Origin of the sequence: Verrucomicrobium spinosum DSM 4136 = JCM 18804, assembly GCF_000172155.1 — a bacterium.
GTDB lineage: Bacteria > Verrucomicrobiota > Verrucomicrobiia > Verrucomicrobiales > Verrucomicrobiaceae > Verrucomicrobium > Verrucomicrobium spinosum.
Genome location: NZ_ABIZ01000001.1, coordinates 7,743,674 through 7,765,630, shown reverse-complemented (window position 1 = coordinate 7,765,630; position 21,957 = coordinate 7,743,674). Strand labels below are relative to the sequence as shown.

The window sequence follows — 21,957 nt, the reverse complement described above, 5'->3', positions numbered from 1 at the left end:
GGACGCAGGTTGCCACCACCCTGGCCGACATGAACATGCAGGGGTTGGATCTGGACTCGGACGGTATCAGCAATGCTGACGAGGCTACCGAGGAAACCAATCCTTACTCGATCGACACGGACCTCGATGGCATGACGGACAGTGAGGAGATCGTTGCCGGATGCAATCCGCTGGTGGACGATGCTCACGCCGACTATGACGGAGATCGTTATCCCAACATCTTCGAGGTCAAAAATTCTTCTGATCCATTTGCGGTAGGATCTATTCCCACACCTCACTACGTGGTGGATCCCAATGGCGGTGGAACCCACACCAGCCTCTATGAACCGAGCTACTCGGCCTACAACTACGAGATCATTTTGGTGCAGCCGGGCATCTACACAGGATGGGAAAACACCAGCCTCTCTTTCTACGGTGATGTCTTGTTGATTTCTGCGGGCGGGGCCGCAAGCACGATCATTGATGGTGAGGGGACAAATGCCGGGATTTCCCTCTCCGGAAACGTGGTGGTGGAGGGGCTGACCATTAAGAACACCGCCAATTACTACGGAGGATCGATCTATGCCTCCGGCGGACGGCCGTCACTTATCAACTGTATTCTGCTGAACAATAGTTTCGGCGGAGATACGGGCGGCGCAATCTACGTCTACGGGGCGGATCTAATGGTGGTTCATTGCACGGCAATCGGGAATGCACCCAATGGCATCCATGCGGACAACAGCGCAGTTACGGTTCACAATTCTATTTTTTGGAATCGCCCGGGTTTCGAGACACTTTTGGAGAATGGCGCTACTCTGGAAGTCTCCAACTCGATTTTCAGAGGAGGCTATGCCGGAACTGGCAACCTGTCGTCGGATCCCCAGGTGACGCGAAACGGCACGCTCAAAGCCAATTCACCCGCCATCAACGCAGCGGCTGTACTCTACACATCTGGCAAGGATGCCCATGGCGAACCCCGCCCCACTGCCACAGCACCTGACATCGGGGCTGATGAATGGCTGGATTCCGATGCGGACCACCTGCCTGATGTGTGGGAGCAGCAGAGGTTTGGCGGGCTGTCGCATGATGGTACAGCTGATGGTGACTCAGACGGCTTGAATGATCTGGGTGAGTACGGATTTGGCTCGGATCCCGCGGTGGCAGATGCAGACGTTGACGGTGCCAACGATGGGGCCGAGTTTGCTGCGGGAAGCAATCCATTCTCAAGCGATTCCGACGGGGACACCATTCCAGATGGCTATGAAATAGCCGAGGGCTTGAACCCGGGACACGCAAAGGATGCCCTGGATGACAAGGACGGCGATCGTGTGCCCAACTTGTATGAATATCACCGCAGCACCAGTGCAGGCACTCCCGATACTCTTGTGCCGGACTTCACCGTCGACGTAAATGGAACGGGCACCCATTTGTCCATCGGCGACGCCGTGACTGATGCCAACAACGTCGGCGACTGGCAGGTGATCCTGGTCAAAAAAGGCACCTACACGGAATCGGTATCCTTGGGTGACAAGCGCATCTTGCTGTTGGGGGAGTTGGGCAGTGATCTGCCGCAGATTGTGGGGCAGCCTTACTACTCTGCGGTCAGCCTTACCGCCGGGGATGTGGTCTTGGATGGCTTTGTCATCCGGCATCAGAGTGCCTCCAGCAGTGCCCGGGGGGTCCACGTGAGTCTCTATGATGGAATGTCGGTCCGGATGGTGAACACGTTCATCACTTCCAACTTCCAGTCGTATGGAGGTGCCGGCCTCTATCTCGCTGGGGGCGATTGTCACCTGGATCATTGCACCCTCTTTGGCAACAGTGTTCCCACGGGGCATTCTGTCTCTCAACCGGTTGAAGGACTTGCCATCTATGTGGATGATGGGGCGTTGCGTTTGCGCAACACCATCGTTTGGAACCCAGGGTTGCCCGGCGGTAGCACACAAATACACGGTGATCCTGGTACTCAAATGGAAGTGCTGAACTCTGTTGTGCTAGGCGCCGAGCAGGGTGCCTCAGGGAGCGATCCGCTGCTCACGAGTTCAGGGCACCTGCTCTCGACCAGTCCAGCAATCAACCCCGCTGGTGGTTTGCTCTTTTCCATTCCGTCGCAGGATGTTCATGGTGAGTCTAGAACCTCTCCTCCCGACATTGGAGCAGATGAGTATGTGGATTCAGATGCTGATGGTCTTCCGGAATGGTGGGAGATGCTCCATTTCGGCAATCTCAGCCATGATGGCATGGCAGATGGCGACAGTGATGGTTTGAATGATCTTGGGGAATTTCTGTTTGGAACCAATCCAGCTGTGGCAGACGAAGACGGTGACGGAGCCAATGATGGGGCTGAACAGGCTGCTGGCTCCAACCCACGTGATACTGACACCGACGACGACACCATTCCCGATGGCTATGAAATTGCCAAGGGGTTGAACCCAGTCGATCCCAGAGATACCCTAGAAGACAAGGATGGAGACCGGGTGCCTAATATTTATGAATACAACCGTGGTACGGACGCGGCTGTGGCTGCGGCTCTCGTGCCCGATGTGACGGTTGACCCTGCGGTCAACCCCGAGACAGCGACCGTGAAGAAGACCATCTCGGCTGCCGTTTCGGCAGCCAATTCCCAGGCGGGGGACTGGAAGCTCATCTTTGTCAAGAAGGGTACATACACGGCGGCACTGTCACTCAGCAGCAAGCGCATCGCCTTGCTTGGTGAGAAGTCGCCCACGCCACCCGAGATCGCTCCGACCACTGCCAGCGTAGCGCTCTCTATTTATTATGCCGATACAGTTGTCGATGGGTTTGTCATCAAGCATCAGAACCCCCAGCAAAGTTCCAACGGGATTTACTTCTCCCTGTCGCAACTGGCTCGGGCGCGCATCTCCAACTGCTTTATCCAGGAGAATCACGACGACTACGGTGCCGGAATGGTGGTAGCAGGTGGTGAATGTCTTGTGGATCAGTGCACATTCACGAGAAACAATGTGCCCACTGGTGCCGGGGTCTACCAGTTTGCCCCCGTGAATGGTCTGGCGGTAGCGGTCCAAAACTCAGCCAAACTCCGGATGCGCAATTCCATCGTCTGGAACATCGGAGCCCCTGCAGGAAGCTCTCAGATCTGGGTCAATTCATACGCAACGGTGCAGGTCTTGAGCAGCATCATCCTCGGGGCTGAACATGGGGCTTCTGGTGCAGATCCATTGCTTGATCGTTACGCATGTTTGCTGCCTGGCAGCCCAGCCATCAATGCGTCGGGCTCAGGTGGCTTCTCTCTGGCAAACACCGACATTCATGGGGAAGCCCGAACCAGCCCAGCCGATTTGGGAGCTGACGAGTATGCCGATAGTGACAGTGATGGTCTGGCTGACTGGTGGGAGACCAGGTTCGTCGGCAGTCTTTCCTCGAACGGTTCCGCTAATCCAGATGCGGATGGTCTGACTCATCTGCAAGAATACCTCTTCAGCAGCAATCCCACAGTTGCGGATGCTGACGCGGATGGGGCCAATGATGCAGCCGAGCAGACTGCCGGAACCAACCCATGGGACGCGGACACGGATGATGATGGCATCCCCGACGGATATGAAATCAGCAAGTCTCTGGCCCCCTTGGACTATCGTGACGCATTGGAAGACAAAGACGCGGACCGCATCCCCAACATCTATGAATACAATCGCTCTTGGGACGCGAACAGTGCCAGCAGCCCCGCGACTCTGACACCTGACGTGACGGTGGATCCTGCAGTGGTGACCGAGACCGCCACCGTGAAGAGGACGATCACAACAGCCCTGAGTACGGCCAAGTCTGCAGCCGGTGATTGGAAGATCGTGATGGTGAAAAAAGGGATGTATCCGGAGTCAGGGCTGAACCTCAGCACCAAAAGGATTCTCTTGATGAGCGAACGGGTGGCTGCTCCTGCGGTGATCGCATCGTCCACTACCACTGCTTGCGTGAATCTTACCTTAAGCGGGTCGGTTCTTGACGGGATGGTTCTCAAGCACACCTCTCCATTCCACCTCAGTGACTATGGCGCGTACGTTTCCGTGAGTGGGTACCTGGCCCAAGTGAGGATTGTGAACAGCGTGATCACCGGGAACGCCGCCTCCAGTGGGGCCGGCATTTACCTTTCACAAGGGGAAGCCATTGTAGACCACTGCACCCTGTTCAACAACAAAGGCGGGCAGTGGAATGGGGAGGGAGGGCAGGGCCGGGGAATATACCTGTCCTACGGCACCAAGGTGCGCGTCCGTAACTCGATCCTCTGGAATCCCACGACCACGGTGGGGGTGCAGCAAATAAGCGGTGGCAGCAACGCTGTGGTGGAAGCTGACAACAACCTGATTCTGGGTGGGGAGCATGGTGGAATTAATCTCGATCCTTTGCTCGACGTCTATGGCTATCTCCGATCAGGCAGCCCTGCCATCAATCCTTCAGGCGGCGTCAACCTGGCCTCCGTCACCAAGGATATCCAGGGTGACACCCGCACCAGCCCGGCAGATCTCGGAGCGGATGAATACGGCGACAGCGACGGTGATGCTCTTCCAGACTCCTGGGAGCTGCGTTTCATCGGCAACCTCGCCGCCAATGGCGGCGCGGACTCCGATGGTGACGGTCTGACCAATGCCCAGGAATATGCCTACGGAAGCAATCCTGGCGCAGCAGACACAGACGGGGATGGCACTGGCGATGCTGCCGAGCTGGCCGCGGGGTCAGATCCATGGGATTCGGACACGGATGATGACAGCATTCCTGACAACTATGAGATCGCCAAAGGACTGGATCCCCTGGATCCCAGGGACGCATTGGAAGACAAGGACGGTGACCGGATCCCAAACGTCTATGAGTACAACCGCTCGTGGGATGCAAACAGCACCTCCAGCCCCGCATCGTTGGTTCCTGATGTCACGGTGAATCCTGCGGTGAATCCCGAGACCGCCACGGTCAAAAAGACGATTGCAGCAGCAGTGACTGCGGCCAACGCTCAAACTGGCAGCTACCGGATCATTCTCGTATTGCCCGGTACCTACACCGAGGCCCTGACTGTCAGCTCCAAATCGGTTCTCATCCTTGGCCAGCGTGGTCTTGTGCCACCTGTGCTCAGTGGCACCTCTGCCCAGTCGAGCATCAGCCTTCAGAAGAAGGATTCTGCCGTGGATGGCTTCGTGATCAGGCATGCGACAGGACTCCAGGGCTCAGCGTTGTATGTTTCCCTGGCACAGCCCAATGAGCTGGCCCGGGTGACCAATTGTCTTTTGATCGGCAACACCAAGACTGCAGGAGGTGCTGCAGCCCATGTCTATCGCGGAGATCTGAGTCTTGCTCACGTCACAGTGAGCCAGAACAAGGCGACCAGCTCTGGTGTTTTCAATATCGATGCGGACAACACCTTGTCTGTGGAAAACTCGATCGTATGGAACACGGGATTGGGTGCCGGTGTGGCACAGATCCACAAAGCTGCTTCAGCCACGGTGACCGTGAGCAATTCCATCATTCGCGGTGGTGAGTTCGGAGGTCAGAATGTCGATCCTGATCTGAGTCCCGAAGGTTTGCTGTTGCCCGGCAGTCCTGCAATTAATCCTGCAGGTGGCGTGACGCTGGTTGGTCTTGGCAAAGACATTCATGGCGAGACGCGCACTTCGCCGTCGGATCTCGGTGCAGATGAGTTTGTTGATACCGACAACGACGACCTGCCTGATGCATGGGAGCAGCGATACTTTGGCAATTTGACCAAGACGGCCGATGGCGATGATGACACTCCTGCGGGCGATGGCCTGGAGAATCTGCTGGAATTGTTCTTCGGCCTGGATCCCACCGACCCGGACACTGACAACGACGGTATCGATGATCTGGACGAGGCGATTGCTCTCGCAGGTGCCAATATCTCTGAGCCTGTCGCGTGGCTCGGCGACCAGGATGGCGATGGGCTGACGCTTTACCAAGAACTCCTGGCGGGTACGAATCCCGACCTCGCTGACTCCAACGGTGATGGTTATCAGGACGGGTTTGGGGCGCCGGTGATCAGTTCGGTCAACCTGGATCATGATGGTGATGGCATCACCAACGCCAGCGAACTCGTGGCGGGCACCGATCCCTTCAAAGCTGACACCGACGGGGATGGCTACAACGACAACGTCGATGCCTACCCGCTTAATGGAAGTCTCCATGCCCCGATTGCCCCTGATCCAGGAGACACCACCGCACCCACCATCATCCTGTGGGAGCCGGGCGATGCGGTGAAGCTTCCGTGAGAGCAGACGGAATAAACTAAGAAATCGACAAAGATCAACCAGTTCAGAACGAGGACAGTGTATGACACAGGTACGGAAAATAAACCGGAAATGGACCATGCTTCTCGCAGGGGCTGCCCTGACGGCAATTGGTATGGCAGCATGGAATTTCGTGGGTGAAGGGAACTCTCGAATTGCTGAGCAGCCGACGAAGCAAGTGACGGAGCAAGGGCCACCAAAACCGACTGCGTCGTCTTCTGGCATTTCCCCGATCGCAACTCCTGAGTCATCGCCAAATGCAGGCACAACCCTGGTTACCACGACGAAAGTTCCCTCAACACCGCGGCGGGCTTGGGGACAGATGTCCGAAGATCAGAAACGTTGGACTTCGGAGGCCCGCCCCACCGAAAAAACCACGCTGCGGTTGCTCGATCTGACGAAGGTGCCCACGGAGAAGGATCTGCGCATGGCAGGACAGTTGGGCGAGGAACTGCAACCGACCAGGTCGGCTGACCCTGCCTCCATCGCTGATCCCTCCGCCCGCAAGAAGCAAGAAGAGGACAATCTGGAGTTCGGCAAAGCCATTCAGAAGTGGAACCTCCATGACTATGACGAGGCACAGTTGCTGTTTCTCGATCACCTGACCAAGTATCCCGATAGTCCGTGGGCAGCGGAGTCTGAGCTGCACCTTGGCTGTGCCAGCCAGTACCTTGGCAGATATGACGAAGCTCAAAAGTGGTTTGAGGCCTCCCAGACCAGGGCGGACCTGGGGCAACCTATGCATCAGAAGGCCTTGCTGCGTCTTGGCGTGGTGGCCATGGACCGTGGTGAACTCAGCAAGGCGTCGGAGCTCTTTGCCCAGCTAAGGGCCAATGACGGGGATCCCGCGCGTATGACTTATGCGTCCTATTGGATCCGGGCCTTGAGTTTGATGAAGGCCAAGGAGACGGCGCTGAGGGACTGTGGGCAAAAGTCCCTTGGTGAAATCTGCAAAGTGATGGGGAACGAAACGAACGCGCGGGAACTGCGCGCACTGGATGCGGCCGGCCCGCATGGATTCACCATCCAGGAGCTGGAGCAGACAGCCCGTCGGTATGGCATGGCGGCCCGCACAGTGCGAGCCAGCGGGGCCACGCTCAAAGAGCTGCCGCTGCCGCTAGTGGCCCACTACCGTGACCGGCACTTCGTGGCAGTTGTTGGACGGGAGCAGGACGGCAAGTTGAAGGTGTATGACACGCGTGTGGGCCATACGGTGGCGATGGACCACAAGGGTTTTGTCGCCCAGTGGTCGGGATTGGCCACGGTGTTCTCTGAGGTGAGCGCCCCTGGGGTGCGTCTGGCATCGGTTCAGGAGACGGTGGAAGCCATGGGTGGATGCTGCGGCCTGCCTCGTAATCCAGACGATCTTTGCGAGGAGTGTTGCGATGACGAGGGCGGCGGCTGCAGCTCCTGCTACGGCATGCCGGAATGGTCGATCAACGAGATGAACATGAATCTTGTGGTCAAGGACATTCCCATGTGGTGGGATGCCCCCTATGGCAAGAGTGTGAGGATCGGGCTGACCTACAACAGCCTGGACTCGCTCATTGCCATCCGTCCATTTGGAGACAAGTGGATGCTCAATTATGCCTCGTATCTGGTGGTGGATCCCAGTGGGAGTGTGAAAGTCATTACGGGTTCAGGAAAGGGCGAGAACTTCACCCCTGACGGCAGCGGGGGCTACAATTCAGATGCGCGCAACGCCACCAAGACGCTGACCAAGGTGACGGGGCACAGCTACCGCTTCGAACTGACTGACGCGGCAGGCACCAAGTTTCTCTATGATGTGCCGCCAGCCATGGGCGGGAGCAGCGCGTCCAGCCTGCTGCTCTCCATGACGGACAAGTATGGAACGGCGGTTACCATCACCCACAATGCCCAGGGGGCCATCACGGCCGTGAGTCATCCGGCGGCGGTCACAACACTGAGCCCAACGGGGACCTGGACCTTTGTTTATGGCGGCAACGGGAAAGTCTCCCATATCGACGATCCGTTCGGTCGGCAGGTCACCTTCAGCTACGATGGCAATGGTCGATTGACCGGTCAGACGGACATGGGTGGAGTTGCCTATGGCTACTCCTACACCACCGCGGCGCAAGTAAGGGAGCGGGATCTCAACGACCCAGAGCAGTTTGTGACCCGCACCAACGAGTTGTTCCTTAGTGCCATCACCACACCGAGCGGCGTCACGCAGTTTTACACGGAGCCAGCGGATGGCATCAACAATAGTATGGATCGTTACCCGCCACCGGGTGGGGTGATGTGGGAGAACTACCGCATCACAGTGACGGACGCCATGGGGGCGAAAGAAGAGCACCACTTTGACGGGTACAGCCGTGTCTACTGGCACCGGGACAAGAACCACTACAAAGAAGGCGAGCAGGGAACCGTCAAGACGGTGCATCACTTCACTATGGTGAATGGACGAGGGGAGATTAGTTCAACGGACCACCAGGGAGGTGGCACAAGCTACTACGAGGGTTACAGCGATGGGGGGCAGCCTGGGCAAACCACCAGTCCCATGGGTGCGGACACCTACACATACAACAGCAAAGGTAAGGTGCTGACCCATGACGACGGTCACGGAATCCTATTTACCTACGAATACGCCGCCAATGATGTGGACGAGGTGCGCACCAAGCGTACAGTGGACGGTGTGGAGACTGTGCTCTCAGAAACCGAGTATGACCCGGTGACTGGAGATGTCACGGCGGAGGAGGATCAGGCGAGCCTGCGCACGGAGTACACGCGTAATGTCCGGGGACAATTAGTGACCACGACGAATCCCAAGGGGGATGTGACCACCTATGAGTATGACGCCCAAGGGTACTTGGAAACGGTGAAGCTCCAGGCCAATGGGCATCCCACCGAAATCGTACAGGCCGCCTATGTGTATGATGATGCGGGACGGGCGGTCTCGGAAACCGACAGCAGCGGCTACACGCTGCTGCACACCTATGATGACCTGAATCGGAGGCTGCAGACGATCTATCCGGATGCAACCACCCTGGTCAATGCCTACAGCTGCTGCAACTTGAACAGTGTCACGGCTCGGGATGGGGGCGTGACACGCTTCGGGTATGATGCCTTGAAGAGGTTGTCTACTGCCGTGAGCCCTGGCCGACAGACGACAACTTACAACTATGACAAAGTTGGTAATGTGAAGGAGGTGCGTTTCGGTCGAGGTGAGTGGATTCGTTGGGAATATGATAGTGGGAACCGTGTGACGGCAAAAATATACCCTGATAACAGTCGACTGACCTACGGATATGAAGCCAGTTCGGGACGATTGTTATGGAGGAGGGATTCACAAAACCGTCAGACGACATGCACTTATGACAGCCATGGTCGACTGCAAAGCGTCACCCATCCAGACCTGCCTAGCCAAAGCTACACCTACGATGAACTGGGGCGCCAGCTTACATGGATCGATGGCATGAAGACGACAGATTACACCTATGATGTGTTGGGGCGCCTCAGTGAGATAGATGGGCCTTTGGCTGATGATACTGTTGCCTATACCTACGATCAGTGGGGGCGCCTCTGTGCTTGGAGTTACGGAGGAGGAACTGAAAGCTATACCTTTGACAGTTTAGGACGTGTGGCTGTCATGACCAATCCTCTTGGAACATTTACACCAACGTATGTTGGTAACAGCAGGGTGCTTTCGAGGTTTGAATATCCTGTAACAGGGTTGGTAACCACATACAGCCGGCTGCCTGTGAACGCTGATCGCCGACTGGTGCAAACCGTCCACGAAGGTCCTGGAAGCTCGGTGCTGGCTCGTTACAGCTATGCGTATCATGCCGATGGTGGAATTGCAACCTGGGACCAGGAACAACCCGGCCTAGGCACTGGCAGGCGATTGGAGATCTCTTACGACGCTGCCAATCAAATGACCGCCGTGGTCGAGACTCCCCTTGGAGCGCCCCTTTCTCCGGGCATGCAAAAAGTATGGCGAGAGCAATATGACGCCAGCGGAAACCGCACCCTGACCCAGGATGGCAATCGTACCAGAACGGCCACTTTTAACAATCTCAACCAGATGACCGAGCTCGCTTCAGGCGGGATGACATGGTTTCGCGGCCAGGTTAATGAGGCTTCAAAGGTAAATGTCAACGGACTGCCGGCACTTGTTCGCCCAAATGGCATTTTTGAACTGACCACCAACCTGGGTGCCGGAACCCATGATGTTCCGATAGCGGCCACCGACAAAGGGGGAAACGTCGTCACCGAGACGTGGCGGGTCGACAACGGCAGCGGTGAGAATAAGATCCTGACATATGACAATGATGGCAATCTCAAGAATGACGGCACGCGTGCCTACAGTTGGGATGCACGCAACCGGCTGGTCAGTTTTGAGGCAGGAAATAGTTCATGGTCTTTCGACTACGATGGAGCCAACAGGCGGATTGGTGAACGAAAGGACGATGTTCCGGTTCGTGAATGGGTGTGGGAAGATGTCAACCTGCTCGAGGAGCGTCTGGTGGGCGGTGGCAAGCATCGTTTTTGGAGCGGTGGCGTCGAGATCCTTGATCCGCAAGGGAACCAGACCGGAAAGCGTTTCTTGCTGAAGGATCATCTGGGATCTGTCAGGGTCGTCGTTGGATCTAACGGCGCTGTGACGGCATCATACAGCTATTCGCCTTGGGGCAAACGCACACGCGTCGACGGTGTGGAGGAGTGGGGAGGGGGATATACTGGCCATTGGTGGCATGAGAGTGGCTTGTCCTTGGCCACCTATAGACCCTATGATCCCGAACTTGGTCGGTGGCTTTCACGGGACCCGATCGCGGAGAGAGGAGGTCTTAACTTGTATGGCATGGTTCGAAATGATCCAGTGAATCGCGCTGATCAACTGGGTCTATCTGACGATTGCTCAATCGAACTTCACGTTGGTCACTGGAGCACGATCGATACGCTTTGGAAGAAGAGGAAAAATGAGAACTGGAAGGCGCCCTGTGGATATGCGTTCGGGACGCTGAGTTGTTGGTCTTTGGATACATCAATGGATATTATGTCCCGAATTGGTGAGGATGACGTTTTGGTAGATCCGGAGTTGCAACAGGATCAAATTGACTTCTTCGACAAAATGAACGCAAAACTGCCAGGAATGCTAAAGCAAGCCCATGAGAAGGCTGATAAAATTTGCAATGAAAAATGTTGCCAAGGCAAGACCGTCACGATCAAGATCTGGTGCGAAAAAGATTATGTTAAATGGGCCGAGAAATTTAATATGCATAATTCGCTCGCATTCTGCGGCAAACATATCCCACACCCGTGCAAAAAGTGACACCAAAAACTATTGCTATCCTGTTACTGCTCGTGGCTACATTCGCCATCTTTTGGTGGTGGAGAGTGGCCGGCCGATCTGAGATTTCTCAATGCAATGTCTTTGTTGAGAAATTGAACGGAGATCCTTTCACCCGAGCCGAAGCTTTCGTGTCTGTCCCGGTTGGCAGCATCAATGCAAGCGGTTGGGCAAGCGATCTGTCAAGAGCTCTTCGGGCCGAATCTGAAGAAGCACCAGAGATTCCATCAGTTGGTGTCGTTGCGCGCGTTGAGTTCTTGGATTTTGATGGAGGCAAAGTAGCTGAAGGCTGGATTTACCTGCCTGACGGTGATCTGATCTTGTCTCATCCAAAGTATGTGAAAATGAGACTTCCAAAGCTAAACGGAAGAGTGATTGACCTGATGAAGGCAAACGTGCCCGATACATTGCTGCAACTTGAAGAACAAATGAAGGAGAAGCAACTGGACATAGAGCGCCTAACGAGGTGAGTGGGTATACCTCAAGGTTTCATAACACTGCGAACCCGAAGCCTTCAAGAGCCGACCGGAGGGCGGGGAAGTCGGGTAGCGTCAGCGTCCACCGGTCTTGTGGGCGCGTAGTAAGCGTCAAACCAATCCCCTTCTGAAGTAGTGCGAAGAGACAGGCTATTACAAGAGAAGGAAATTGACTGCGCAGTCTTTTAGGGCGATGGGGCCGCCATGGCTTCGCCTCGATACTTTGCCGATCCGCTAGTCCCGGTTGCCTACTACCACTGCATTTCTCGGGTGGTCGAGAGGCGGCTGGCGTTTGGGCCGGAGGAGAAGGAGCAGTTTGTGCGCTTGATGCGGGCCTATGAAGGCTTTTGCCAGGTGCGGGTGTTGTCCTATTGCGTGATGTCCAACCACTTCCACATCATGGTGGAGGTCAGGAAGCGGCCTGAAGGGGCGGTGTATTCGGATTCTTGGCTGCTCAAGCAGGCGGCGTTGATCTATTCCAAGCCGGCGGTGCGGATGCTCAAGGATACGCTGGAAACCTTTCGCAGCCAGGGGCATGACGCGGCGGCCGAAGAACTCAAGGAAAGATACCTGGGCCGGATGTGGGATGTGAGCCAGTTCATGAAGGAGCTCAAACAGCGCTTCAGCCTGTGGTTCAACAAGCGGGAGAATCGCAAGGGCACGCTCTGGGAGGAGCGGTTCACCAGTGTGTTGCTGGAAGGTGAGTTAGCCACGCTCTCGGTGATGAGTGCGTACATTGATCTCAACCCGGTGCGGGCGGGACTGGTGGAGGATCCCAAGGACTACCGCTGGTGCAGCTATGCGGAGGCGGTGGCGGGTGGGCGCAAGGCGTTGTCAGCCCTTTACACGATCACGAGCGAGCACCGGGCGCATGAGCGGAACCAGCCAGGGGGTTCGCAGCGGCTTCCCAGTGCGGCTAAAGTGCTTTTCCGGCTATCGGGTATGGCTCTTTGGCCAGGGGGAGGAGGTTCGAGATGGTCACGGTTCCGACAGCCGGGTCCTGCGTAAAGGGATCAAGCGCCAGGTGGTGGAGCAGGTGCGCACCGAAGACGGTAGTCTTACCTTCGCGGAGACGCTGCGTCACCGGGTGACGTATTTCACTCTGGGTGTGGCCTTGGGAAGCCGGGATTTTGTAGATGAGTTCTTTGAGGTGCGGCGGGACCAGTTTGATGCCCGGCGCAAACGTGGAGCACGTGCCATGAGGGGCGGGAGTTTCGCCGGGATGTTTGCCTTTCGGGCACCGAGAATCGGTGTGGTGTGATGAGAGTGAAGCAGGCTGCCGCAAGGCAGGGGAGCCATTATTGAAGGGAATGGAATGATGACCAGCGATCCCCTGGTGAGTCTGTACACCCGTGCCCAGAGGTGGTGTTGATTTACGGCGCGAAACCAACTCCGTAAGTGCGCCATGGGTAGCAGGCTATGGCAGAGATCGGAGGCATGCCCTGAATGAGGTTAAAATTGCGATTTTCGATTCTTTTCCTGTGTATAGCCTGTCTTGTGAGATTCCGCGCCAGTGTCCGTTCACAGAGTCTCAGGAGGCGAACATCATCGCCGCCGGGAATGAGTACATGGCCACACGGGAAATTCCTCAAACCGCCGGGAAGCTGGTGTCAGACCCGCGTTGCAACAAAGCGGACATCGAGGCCGTGATCGCCCTGGCCAGGAAAAAAGACACCACGCTCACGGACCAGCACGCCGAGGCCATGCGCAAGCTCTTCGACGGTCCGAAGCACTCTGTGACCGGGGAGCGCATCTTCTGCGGCATCCCCTTTGGCAGCTCCTTCAAGGCGGCGCATGGCCACCTGTACCTCTTCCGCTGGGTCTTTGGTCCGGACAAGAATCTGGCGGAGCTCAACTTCGGGGCTGACATTGGCACCTATGCTGCCGCGCTGGCACCCTACCTCAATGCCGAGAACCCGGATCTCAGTGCCTTCGAGAAGCGCGGCGGCAAGCTGCTCATGATCTCGGGCTCTGCCGACTCGGTGGTGCCTTTTCATGCCTCCATCGACTACTACGAACGCACGGCCGAGCACTTTGGGTCGCTTGACAAGGTCCGCTCGTTTTTGCGCCTCTACCTGGTCCCCGGCATGAGCCATGGGCCCGGGCCCGGCATCAACAAGCTGCCCAACATGCTGAAGCTGGTGGTGGACTGGCGCGAGAAGAATGTGGTGCCGGACGTCATCCAGGGCCAGCGCATCGTGAACGGCAAGACCGAGATCGACATCCCGGTCTATCCCTATCCGGGCAAAACGGGCTGGGATGAGGCTGGCGGGTTCAAGAAGATCGATGGGCCGCGCTTGGGCGTGGATCGAATCTCCGCGCGGTTCATTCCCCCGGCGGCTGACTGACTTGCCTTCAGGGAGATCTCTTCCTGTCGCGTCTCAGTTCACCGCACCCTGCACAAGGATGTCATCCCGTTTGTCATCCAGACCATCGTCGAACTGCCCATTCTTGCCGGCAGAGCGAATGATGACCTGGTTGCCTGAGACAAAGATCCGGTAGGGCTGCCCCCAAGGATCAAGCCAGGCCCCCTCCTTGTCGAGGCGGTCCTTGGGTACATTGATGTAGGCGATGTGCCGGGGATTGTCCTTGATGAGTTCACGTACCATTTCAGAGGTGGCACCCTTGGGAAGCTGGTGGTGCTCGGCGTAGTATCCTTTAACCCCCTGGACGATGGACTCCATGTCCTTGAGGGCTTGCAGATCCTGGCGGAGCTTCGCGTCTGGGCTGGTCAGGGCGGTGTAGCCAAAGGTGGCGAGCATGAGCACCACCACGCCTGCCATGACCATGCGGCCGCCACCACGACGGCGGTCCTGGGTCTGGCGGAGGAAGATGATGTTTCTCCCGTACAGAAAGGGCAGGAAGCAGTTGCCCAGGATGAGCGGGGCTTTGTCGATGTGCAGGAAGTAGAGCAGGTTCAGCACGCTGCCCCAGAAGCTGAGGTGCCAGAAGTACCAGGGCACCACGAGTTTCTTCTCCTTCTCGCTCTGCAACCACTGGAGGACGAAGCGGCTGCCGAAAATGGCAGCTCCCAGAAAGCCCACCGCGGTCCACATCGCGGAGTCAATGTAGAGCCAGTGGCCGAAGGTGGAGTCGAGGTAGGGCTGAAGAAATCCGTCGGACACGCTCTAAAAATTAGGAATTAGGAATTAGAAATGAGGAATGTATGGCTTCCGGGAGGATGGAGGACCCCGCAAGTAACCAGATCGTCATATTCAGAATTGGAAGGGACCTCCTGAAAGCGAGAACCCGCCCGGTGCAGAGTGCGCCGGGCGGGTTCCGAAAGGTTGCCGATCAGGTGAAGAAGCGTTTGGCGCGCTCAAAGAAGCCCTCCTGAAGCGGTGAGTTGTGCTCTCCCAGAGCCTTGGCGAAGTCTTGAAGCTTCTCCTTCTGCTCGGCATTGAGCTTCGTGGGCACCGCGATCTGGACGTGCACGTAGAGGTCGCCCTTGCGTTCACTGTCCAGATGCTTGAGCCCCTGACCGCGGAGACGGAAGGTGGCCCCGTTCTGCGTGCCACCGGGGACGCGAACGTTGGCTTTGCCATCCAGCGTGGGCACCGCCAGTTCGCCGCCCAGGGCTGCGATGGGGTAGCTCACCGGAACGTCGCAATGGAGATCCGCGCCTTCACGCTCGAAGAGGTCGTGAGACTTGATGCTGATCACCACATAGAGGTCGCCGCTGGGGCCACCGCGGGTGCCAGCATCGCCATTGCCGCTGGAGCGCAGGCGGGAGCCTTCCTCGATGCCTGCGGGGATCTTGAGGCGGATGCGGGTGCGATCTTTCGCGCGGCCTTGGCCATGGCAGTCGACGCAGGGGTCCGAGATGGTCTGACCGGTGCCCATGCAGTCCGGGCAGGTCTGTTGGATCTGGAAGAAGCCACGGGCGCTGATGACCTGGCCCACGCCGCCGCAGGTGCGGCATTGTTTGGTGCCACCGCCGCTCTTGGAGCCGGAGCCTTTGCAGGTCTTGCAGTTGGCCAGGCGCTCGAACTCGAGTTCCTTCTCCACGCCTTTGGCCGCCTCTTCGAGGGTGATCTCCAGGCCATAGCGCAGGTCGCTGCCCCGCTGCGGGCCGTTGCCGCCGCGTCCACCCCGGCGGCCGCTGCCGCCGAAGAAGCTCTCGAAGATGTCGCCACCGGCTCCGCCGCCGAAGACTTCGCGGAAGACGTCGAAGGGATCGTGGAAACCACCACCACCGCCACCGGCAGGCATGCCGCCGGCGAACGCCGCGTGACCGTAGCGGTCGTAAGCAGCGCGCTTCTGCTCATCGCCAAGCACATCGTAGGCCTCGCCCAGTTCCTTGAACTTTTCCTCTGCGGAATGGTCGCCAGGGTTCTTGTCCGGGTGGAATTGAACCGCGAGTTTGCGGTAGGCTTTTTTGAGCTCGTCCTGAGTGGCAGTCTTGGAGACGCCGAGGACTTCGTAATAGTCGCGTTTGGAGGCCATGTGGGAGGGAAAGGGTCAGGTGGGCGCAGGCAGGAGGGCCCGTGCAGGGATTTACGCCGCCGGAGGACCGCTGGACACGGAAACGGTCGCCGCACGCAGCAGGCGGTCCTTGAGCTTGAAGCCGCGGCGCATCACTTTCAGGATGGTGCCTTCGGGCTGGTCGGCGCTGGCTTCATGGCTCACGGCTTCGTGGACATTCGGGTCGAACTTGGCACCCTGGCCGGGCACTTCTTCCACCCCGGCGTCGCGCAGGAAGTCGGCCAACTGGCGGCGCACCATGCTAAGGCCGATGTAAATCATGCTCTTCTCGCTCTCGGCCTTGGCGGCGTCGAGACCCATCTCGAAGTTGTCGAGGATGGGGAACAGGTCGCGCAGCAGGTCCGCGTTCGCATACGCACGGCTCTCCTGGGTCTCGCGGGCCACGCGCTTGCGGTAGTTGTCCAGCTCAGCGGCGGTGCGCAGGGCGCTGTCCTTCCACTTGGCCACCTCTGCCTGAAGTTCAGAGATGGGATCGGCGGCCGCCGGGGCGGTTTGGGATTCGGAAGCGGCTTCAGCGGCCTGGGTTTCGATCTCGGGAGCGGCAGACTCCTGAGCTGCGATGGGTTCTTCGGTCGTTGAGTTCATGAGCAGAAAGGAAAGGGGAAGCAGTGCAAATCAGCGGCAAAATTTTGCCGCCCGATCAAGGGGGCTGGGACTATGCACTGAAGAGAGGCTGGTGGCAAGGGGCGGTAGGATCACGGAGCAGCAGGGCCGGACGGCGAATCTGCCTCAGGTGCAGATTCCGTTCCTAGCGTGGCCCTGACGTTACTTTGGTAAGGTGAGGGATGGTGGCGGGCTGCTCATGATCAGGGAGTTACGCTGATTTTTCGGCGTGAAAGGCGGCCAGGGAGCGACCGTCTGATATCCGTGGGATGAGGCCGAAGGGGCAGATCAGGGCACCAGTTTTGCCCCTATTGCGACAAACTGACACGGGGAGCGTCTTCTCAGATTAGACGGCAAGACTGTCGCATTTGCGGAGAAGCAGACTATATTCGCGTTAGCCACTCGCCATGATTCGCAATCCTTCCATCGGTGACAGCAGAAGCCACGATCGGTTCTGTCTCATCGCGGAAAAGTTCGCTTCGGACCCCAAGCGGATCGGCGTTGCCATCGCCAATGTAGATCGCTGGCTCGCAGCGGGTCACGGCGCAAAGAAGCGTCTGCTTCAGTGGCGGGAAATGCTGGTGGCAGTCCAGACGTCAGATAATGGAATGGCTGCGTTGCGTGATCTGCTCAGAGACGACAGCGAAGAAGCTCGCTTCCTCAAAGGGTTTGCGCCTTTCCCGGGAGTTTTGAGAAAAGAAGAGCTGGAACTGATTCCATGGACCTCGCGGCACTAAGGCATTCGCTGCCGCACCTTAGTGTCGTTCAACGCCGGATGGAGCGGTGGAGCAATCAACTCACCTATGGCGAGTTTGGATGGGTTGTCGATGAAGACGAAGTCCCGTGCTTTGCGAGTATCAATGTCGCTGGTGAAAAGCACGCCATTGCCGGCAAGGCTTGAAGAGCCCAAGGGCTACTCGATGCCAGAGGCATCGAAGCCATTAGCCGGATGGTTGAAGGAGCGTAGCGACTGATACCTCCGGGTGATCAGAATGGGCATTGCATCCCGGAGCGGATGCCAGCGACTTCCATCAGCACGCGAACCTTGCTGTCACCCCTCTGGGGTGAAACAGATGCTTGCTCTCCGGGGGTTATCGCTACGCTCAACCCCCGGCGTCTAATGGCTGGGATGCCTCCGGCATTCGCCTTCCCTGCTCATGTACCCAGGGTGGCGGCTCGTGCCTCGCCTGACTGGGCTACTTTGTTTGACGCCCTTGGCGTCAGAGCACACGCATGCGCCATTGCGGCACTCTGCTCTACTTTCGGCTGCCGCTGCGGGCGTAGTCCGGTTGTCCCAACCGGTTTTGCGAGCGGAGGAGAGTGGCGACAATCGTCGTTTTACCGAGTCACCGCCTTGGACTCACCCTGCATCTTCCTTGGCGCACGGAACACACCGAGACGGCAGGAATTCAGTGGACAAATCAGTCCACAGTTCCACGGCCAAACACATCTCCATAAGCATGGGACTGTTGAAAAATCAACATGGTGATTGACAACACGTCCCCATGTTGATATTTCAACAGGCATGTGGGAATCATCAAAAGCCCGAGACCTGAGCCGGAGAGAGCGGCAGGTGATTGAGATTGTCATGCGACTGGGCAAGTCCACCGCGCGGGAGATCGAGGAGGAACTTCCTGAGGCACCGACCTATTCCGCCGTGCGCTCCATTCTCCGCCTGCTGGTGGAGAAGGGGATGCTGGTCAAAGAAAAGGTCAACGGCCGGGACGAGTTCAAGCTGCCGGTGCCCCAGGCTGCGGCCAAGACGAAGGCGCTGCATGAGTTCGTGAAGAACTTCTTCGCCAACTCCGTCGCGGATGCTGCGCTGGCCTTGCTGGGGCATCAGAAAACGAAGCTGACCGACGAAGAAGCCGATCAACTCAGCCGCTTGATCGAGGAGGCTCGGAAGAAATGAGCCTCCTGCTTTCCTATTGGGTGCTGATTCAGGAGCTATACCCTGCCTTGGCGGTGGCGCTTCTGGCGGCCTTGAAGGTGGCAGCGATCTACCTACTGGCGTCCATCTTTAGTTGGTGGGGCAGGGGACGGTCCGCGCTTTTCCGCTCCTGGTTGTGGCGGGCAACGTTTTGCGGCTGGCTGGTCACGCTGGTTTGGGTGGTGGCTCCAAGTTACTTGGGGAGACTGGGAGGGCTCACGACTCTGATGGGGCAGGAAAACGAATTGCCGGAGGATGTGCGGACCTATCTGGAGCATTCACCAAAGACAGGATCGCGGGCTTGGAAGCTTGCCCCGCAAGGTTCCAGGCAGGTGTTTCTCGCTGCGCCTTCCAAGGCGGAACTTCCACCGTGGGTTCATCCTGCGGATCATGAAGTCACGAGGTTTCATCTGCAGAAGCCGTTGCTGAGAGTGCCGGAGCGCTGGTTGATTCCCATCTGGATTGGTGGGGCGGTCCTGGTTGCAGGCTGGCGGTTCGCCAGAGCGGCGTGTGGGTTGGGGTGGCTTCACCGGCATGGTCAGGCCGCAGAGGTGCTGCTTGTGGATCTGGTGGTTAGAGAGTCGAGGAATTTACAGATGGCGCAGGTGCCGTCCTGCCGGGTGGTGCCGGGGCTGGCCACGCCATTGCTGACCGGTGCGACGGGCGCGACCATCTGGCTGCCGTTGTCGTTTTGACCGTGGACTGCTCAGAGAAGTGCGAATCGTGGAGGGCGATCGCCGCATCGAAGAGCCTAACTTATTGTGGGAACTCGTGGAGCCCTTGGAGAGTCCGGATGGGATCTGGTACCCGCCCGCTACCGGGTGCAAAATCGCTGGAACGTTCAGGAGGTCGCCACCAGGGGGGGCGAGGTAGTGGGTGCACCTTGAACCTGCCCCTTGCAGCGTTGATAGCCGATTAACATTGGAGCATGGTGCCTGGGAAGTGGCATGCGCCGGCGTCCTGCGCGTGGCAGGGGCCGAGCCCGTCGAAACGTGGTGACATCGACGGGAATGCGAGGGCTGCAGACGCTTCAGCTAGTGCCCACCAAGGACCCAAGGGGTGCTCTGGCATCTGGACGAGCAATCTCCCTGCCTCAGCGATCCACATGCCGCACTTCCCACCGCGCGTATGACACCATAGACACCCTTTTTCCAAGTTACGCCAAAAAGACCCCCCTCCTCTTTCTCGGTGAACTACCAAAAAGAGTGTCTATGGTGTCATAGAGAACCGTTGATCGCCTTCCAAAAGCAACCTATCGGCGGCGTTAACTCGATCTCGCGGCTCGTTCCTGAAACCCCGAGGCAACTGAGCCGGATGGCACATCCAGACTACACCCGGGGCGACGCAGCAGGAGTAGTCCGATCCGTTCTCCTCGCGTCCTCGCTTCGCAGCCATCTCCTGCCTTGACGCCTATCCTATTCTCGGGCTTTGTGCCATTCTGACGCGCTCGCGTTCACGCACCCATGACCACGCCTGCCACCATCCTTATTGTCGATGACGAGAAGCACACCCGGGAGGGGTTGCGGCTGTCGCTGGAGGATGATTTCGACGTCTATGTGGCGGGCAATTCGGCTGAGGCGATGGAGATCCTCAAAGGGGATCCGGTGGATGTGATGCTCACGGACCTCCGCCTGGGCGGGGAGAGCGGGATGGATCTCATCGGGCAGGCATTGAAGCTGTCGCACCCGCCCATCTGCATCATGATGACCGCCTACGGCTCCGTGGATACGGCCGTGGAGGCGATGAAGCGTGGGGCGTACGACTTTGTCACGAAGCCGCTGAACCTGGATGAGGTGGATATCCTCATCAAACGGGCCCTCCGCAGCCGGACGCTGGAGAAGGAGAACTCCGAGCTGAAGCGGCAGGTGGAGAAGAAATTCTCCATAGAGGGCATTCTGGGCCAGAGTGAGGTCATGAAGCCGGTGTTCGAGGTCATCGAGCAGGTGGCACCCACTAAAGCGACCGTCTTGATCGAGGGCGAGAGCGGCACGGGGAAGGAACTGGTGGCCAAGGCCATCCACCACCTGAGCGGTCGCCCGGCAGCCAAACTGGTGACCGTGCACTGCGCAGCGCTGGCGGCGAACGTGCTGGAGAGCGAACTCTTCGGTCACGAGAAAGGGTCCTTCACCGGGGCCACGGAGCGCCGGATTGGTCGTTTCGAGCTGGCGGACGGAGGCACGCTTTTCCTGGATGAGATCGGGGAGATTGATGCCAACATCCAGATCAAGCTCCTGCGGGCTCTGGGGGAGCACACCATCGAGCGGGTGGGGGGCAACAAGCCCATCAAGGTGGAGGTGCGTCTGGTGGCCGCCACGAACAAGGATCTCTGGAAACTCGTGCAAGAGAGCAAGTTCCGGGAAGACCTCTACTACCGGCTGCGAGTGGTGCAGGTGAAGCTGCCGCCTCTGCGCGAGCGCAAAAGCGACATTCCCATCCTGGCGGATGCGTTTTTGCATGAGCTGGCCAAGGCCAATGGCAAGCCGTTCAAGCCGCTGTCTGACGAGGCGCTACAGGCGCTGCTGGCCTATTCCTGGCCGGGCAATGTGCGCGAACTGCGCACGGCTCTGGAACACGGCATCGTGATGTGCAATTCCCCGCGGGTGGGGCTGAAGCACCTGCCCGGCTATCTCCTCCAATCCCGGCCTGCGCCGGCCCCTGGCTCCTCCGCTGCGGCGGGCTCCAGCCCTGCGGGAGAGGGGGGCGCCCATGGCAGTGCCGCTCTGGGTGATGATCTGAATCTGGAAAAAATGGAGCGGGCTATCATCGAGGAGGCGCTGCGACGGACTGGTGACAACCGGACCGAAGCGGCGGAGGTTTTGGGCCTCAGCCGACGCACCCTCCAGCGCAAGCTCAAGGAAATGAACCGCGTGAAGAAGATCCGCCGGCACAGCGATTGAAATTGTTTCCGCC

At 58.1% G+C, this 21,957-nt stretch carries 11 protein-coding genes and 1 pseudogene; 9 read left to right on the top strand and 3 right to left on the bottom strand.

From position 1 onward, the window contains the following. Nucleotides 1–29 precede the first annotated feature (29 nt). The 5 genes and pseudogenes from VSP_RS31280 to VSP_RS31250 all read left to right on the top strand — a co-directional run bounded on the left by VSP_RS31280 (nt 30) and on the right by VSP_RS31250 (nt 14,377). Nucleotides 30–6,224 (top strand): right-handed parallel beta-helix repeat-containing protein, encoded by a 6,195-nt coding sequence (locus VSP_RS31280; RefSeq protein WP_009965701.1) that lies wholly within the window; start codon nt 30–32, stop codon nt 6,222–6,224. A 340-nt stretch (nt 6,225–6,564) separates the two neighbouring features. Then, entirely contained in the window at nt 6,565–11,535 is a 4,971-nt protein-coding gene (locus VSP_RS31275; RefSeq protein ID WP_009965699.1) for an RHS repeat-associated core domain-containing protein, read from the top strand. Continuing rightward, nucleotides 11,523–12,023 carry a hypothetical protein gene (locus tag VSP_RS42825; RefSeq protein WP_157211164.1) on the top strand — a complete coding sequence of 167 codons (501 nt, stop codon included), beginning with the start codon at nt 11,523–11,525 and terminating at the stop codon, nt 12,021–12,023. The genes VSP_RS31275 and VSP_RS42825 overlap by 13 nt, the downstream gene beginning before the upstream one ends. Nucleotides 12,024–12,233: 210 nt before the next feature. After that, a pseudogene (locus tag VSP_RS38310) lies at nt 12,234–13,290 on the top strand (transposase). A 220-nt stretch (nt 13,291–13,510) separates the two neighbouring features. Further along, nucleotides 13,511–14,377 (top strand): tannase/feruloyl esterase family alpha/beta hydrolase, encoded by an 867-nt coding sequence (locus VSP_RS31250; RefSeq protein ID WP_009965694.1) that lies wholly within the window; start codon nt 13,511–13,513, stop codon nt 14,375–14,377. A 33-nt stretch (nt 14,378–14,410) separates the two neighbouring features. Here the strand turns inward: VSP_RS31250 and VSP_RS40355 are convergent, their stop codons facing one another. The 3 genes from VSP_RS40355 to grpE form a co-directional block, all read right to left on the bottom strand. Beyond that, nucleotides 14,411–15,154: a lipid-A-disaccharide synthase N-terminal domain-containing protein gene (locus VSP_RS40355; protein WP_009965692.1), complete on the bottom strand. Its 744-nt coding sequence runs from the start codon at nt 15,152–15,154 to the stop codon at nt 14,411–14,413. Between the two features lie 169 nt (nt 15,155–15,323). Further along, nucleotides 15,324–16,475, bottom strand: coding sequence for a molecular chaperone DnaJ (dnaJ, locus tag VSP_RS38300; RefSeq protein WP_009965690.1), 1,152 nt, complete (start codon nt 16,473–16,475; stop codon nt 15,324–15,326). A 51-nt stretch (nt 16,476–16,526) separates the two neighbouring features. Beyond that, the gene (gene grpE, locus VSP_RS38295; protein ID WP_009965688.1) at nt 16,527–17,099 is read right to left on the bottom strand and encodes a nucleotide exchange factor GrpE; all 573 of its coding nucleotides are present in this window, start codon (nt 17,097–17,099) and stop codon (nt 16,527–16,529) included. A 425-nt stretch (nt 17,100–17,524) separates the two neighbouring features. Here grpE and VSP_RS31225 point away from each other — a divergent pair, with 425 nt between their 5' ends. The 4 genes from VSP_RS31225 (at nt 17,525) to VSP_RS31205 (ending at nt 21,944) form a co-directional block, all read left to right on the top strand. Further along, nucleotides 17,525–17,854 (top strand): hypothetical protein, encoded by a 330-nt coding sequence (locus tag VSP_RS31225; RefSeq protein WP_009965686.1) that lies wholly within the window; start codon nt 17,525–17,527, stop codon nt 17,852–17,854. A 788-nt stretch (nt 17,855–18,642) separates the two neighbouring features. Then, the gene (locus VSP_RS31215; protein WP_009965683.1) at nt 18,643–19,029 is read left to right on the top strand and encodes a BlaI/MecI/CopY family transcriptional regulator; all 387 of its coding nucleotides are present in this window, start codon (nt 18,643–18,645) and stop codon (nt 19,027–19,029) included. After that, on the top strand, nt 19,026–19,742 hold the full coding sequence (locus tag VSP_RS31210) for a hypothetical protein (RefSeq protein WP_009965681.1): 717 nt from the start codon (nt 19,026–19,028) through the stop codon (nt 19,740–19,742). Before VSP_RS31215 ends, VSP_RS31210 begins: the two co-directional genes overlap by 4 nt. A gap of 768 nt (nt 19,743–20,510) precedes the next feature. Beyond that, entirely contained in the window at nt 20,511–21,944 is a 1,434-nt protein-coding gene (locus VSP_RS31205) for a sigma-54-dependent transcriptional regulator (RefSeq protein WP_009965680.1), read from the top strand. Nucleotides 21,945–21,957: the final 13 nt, after the last annotated feature.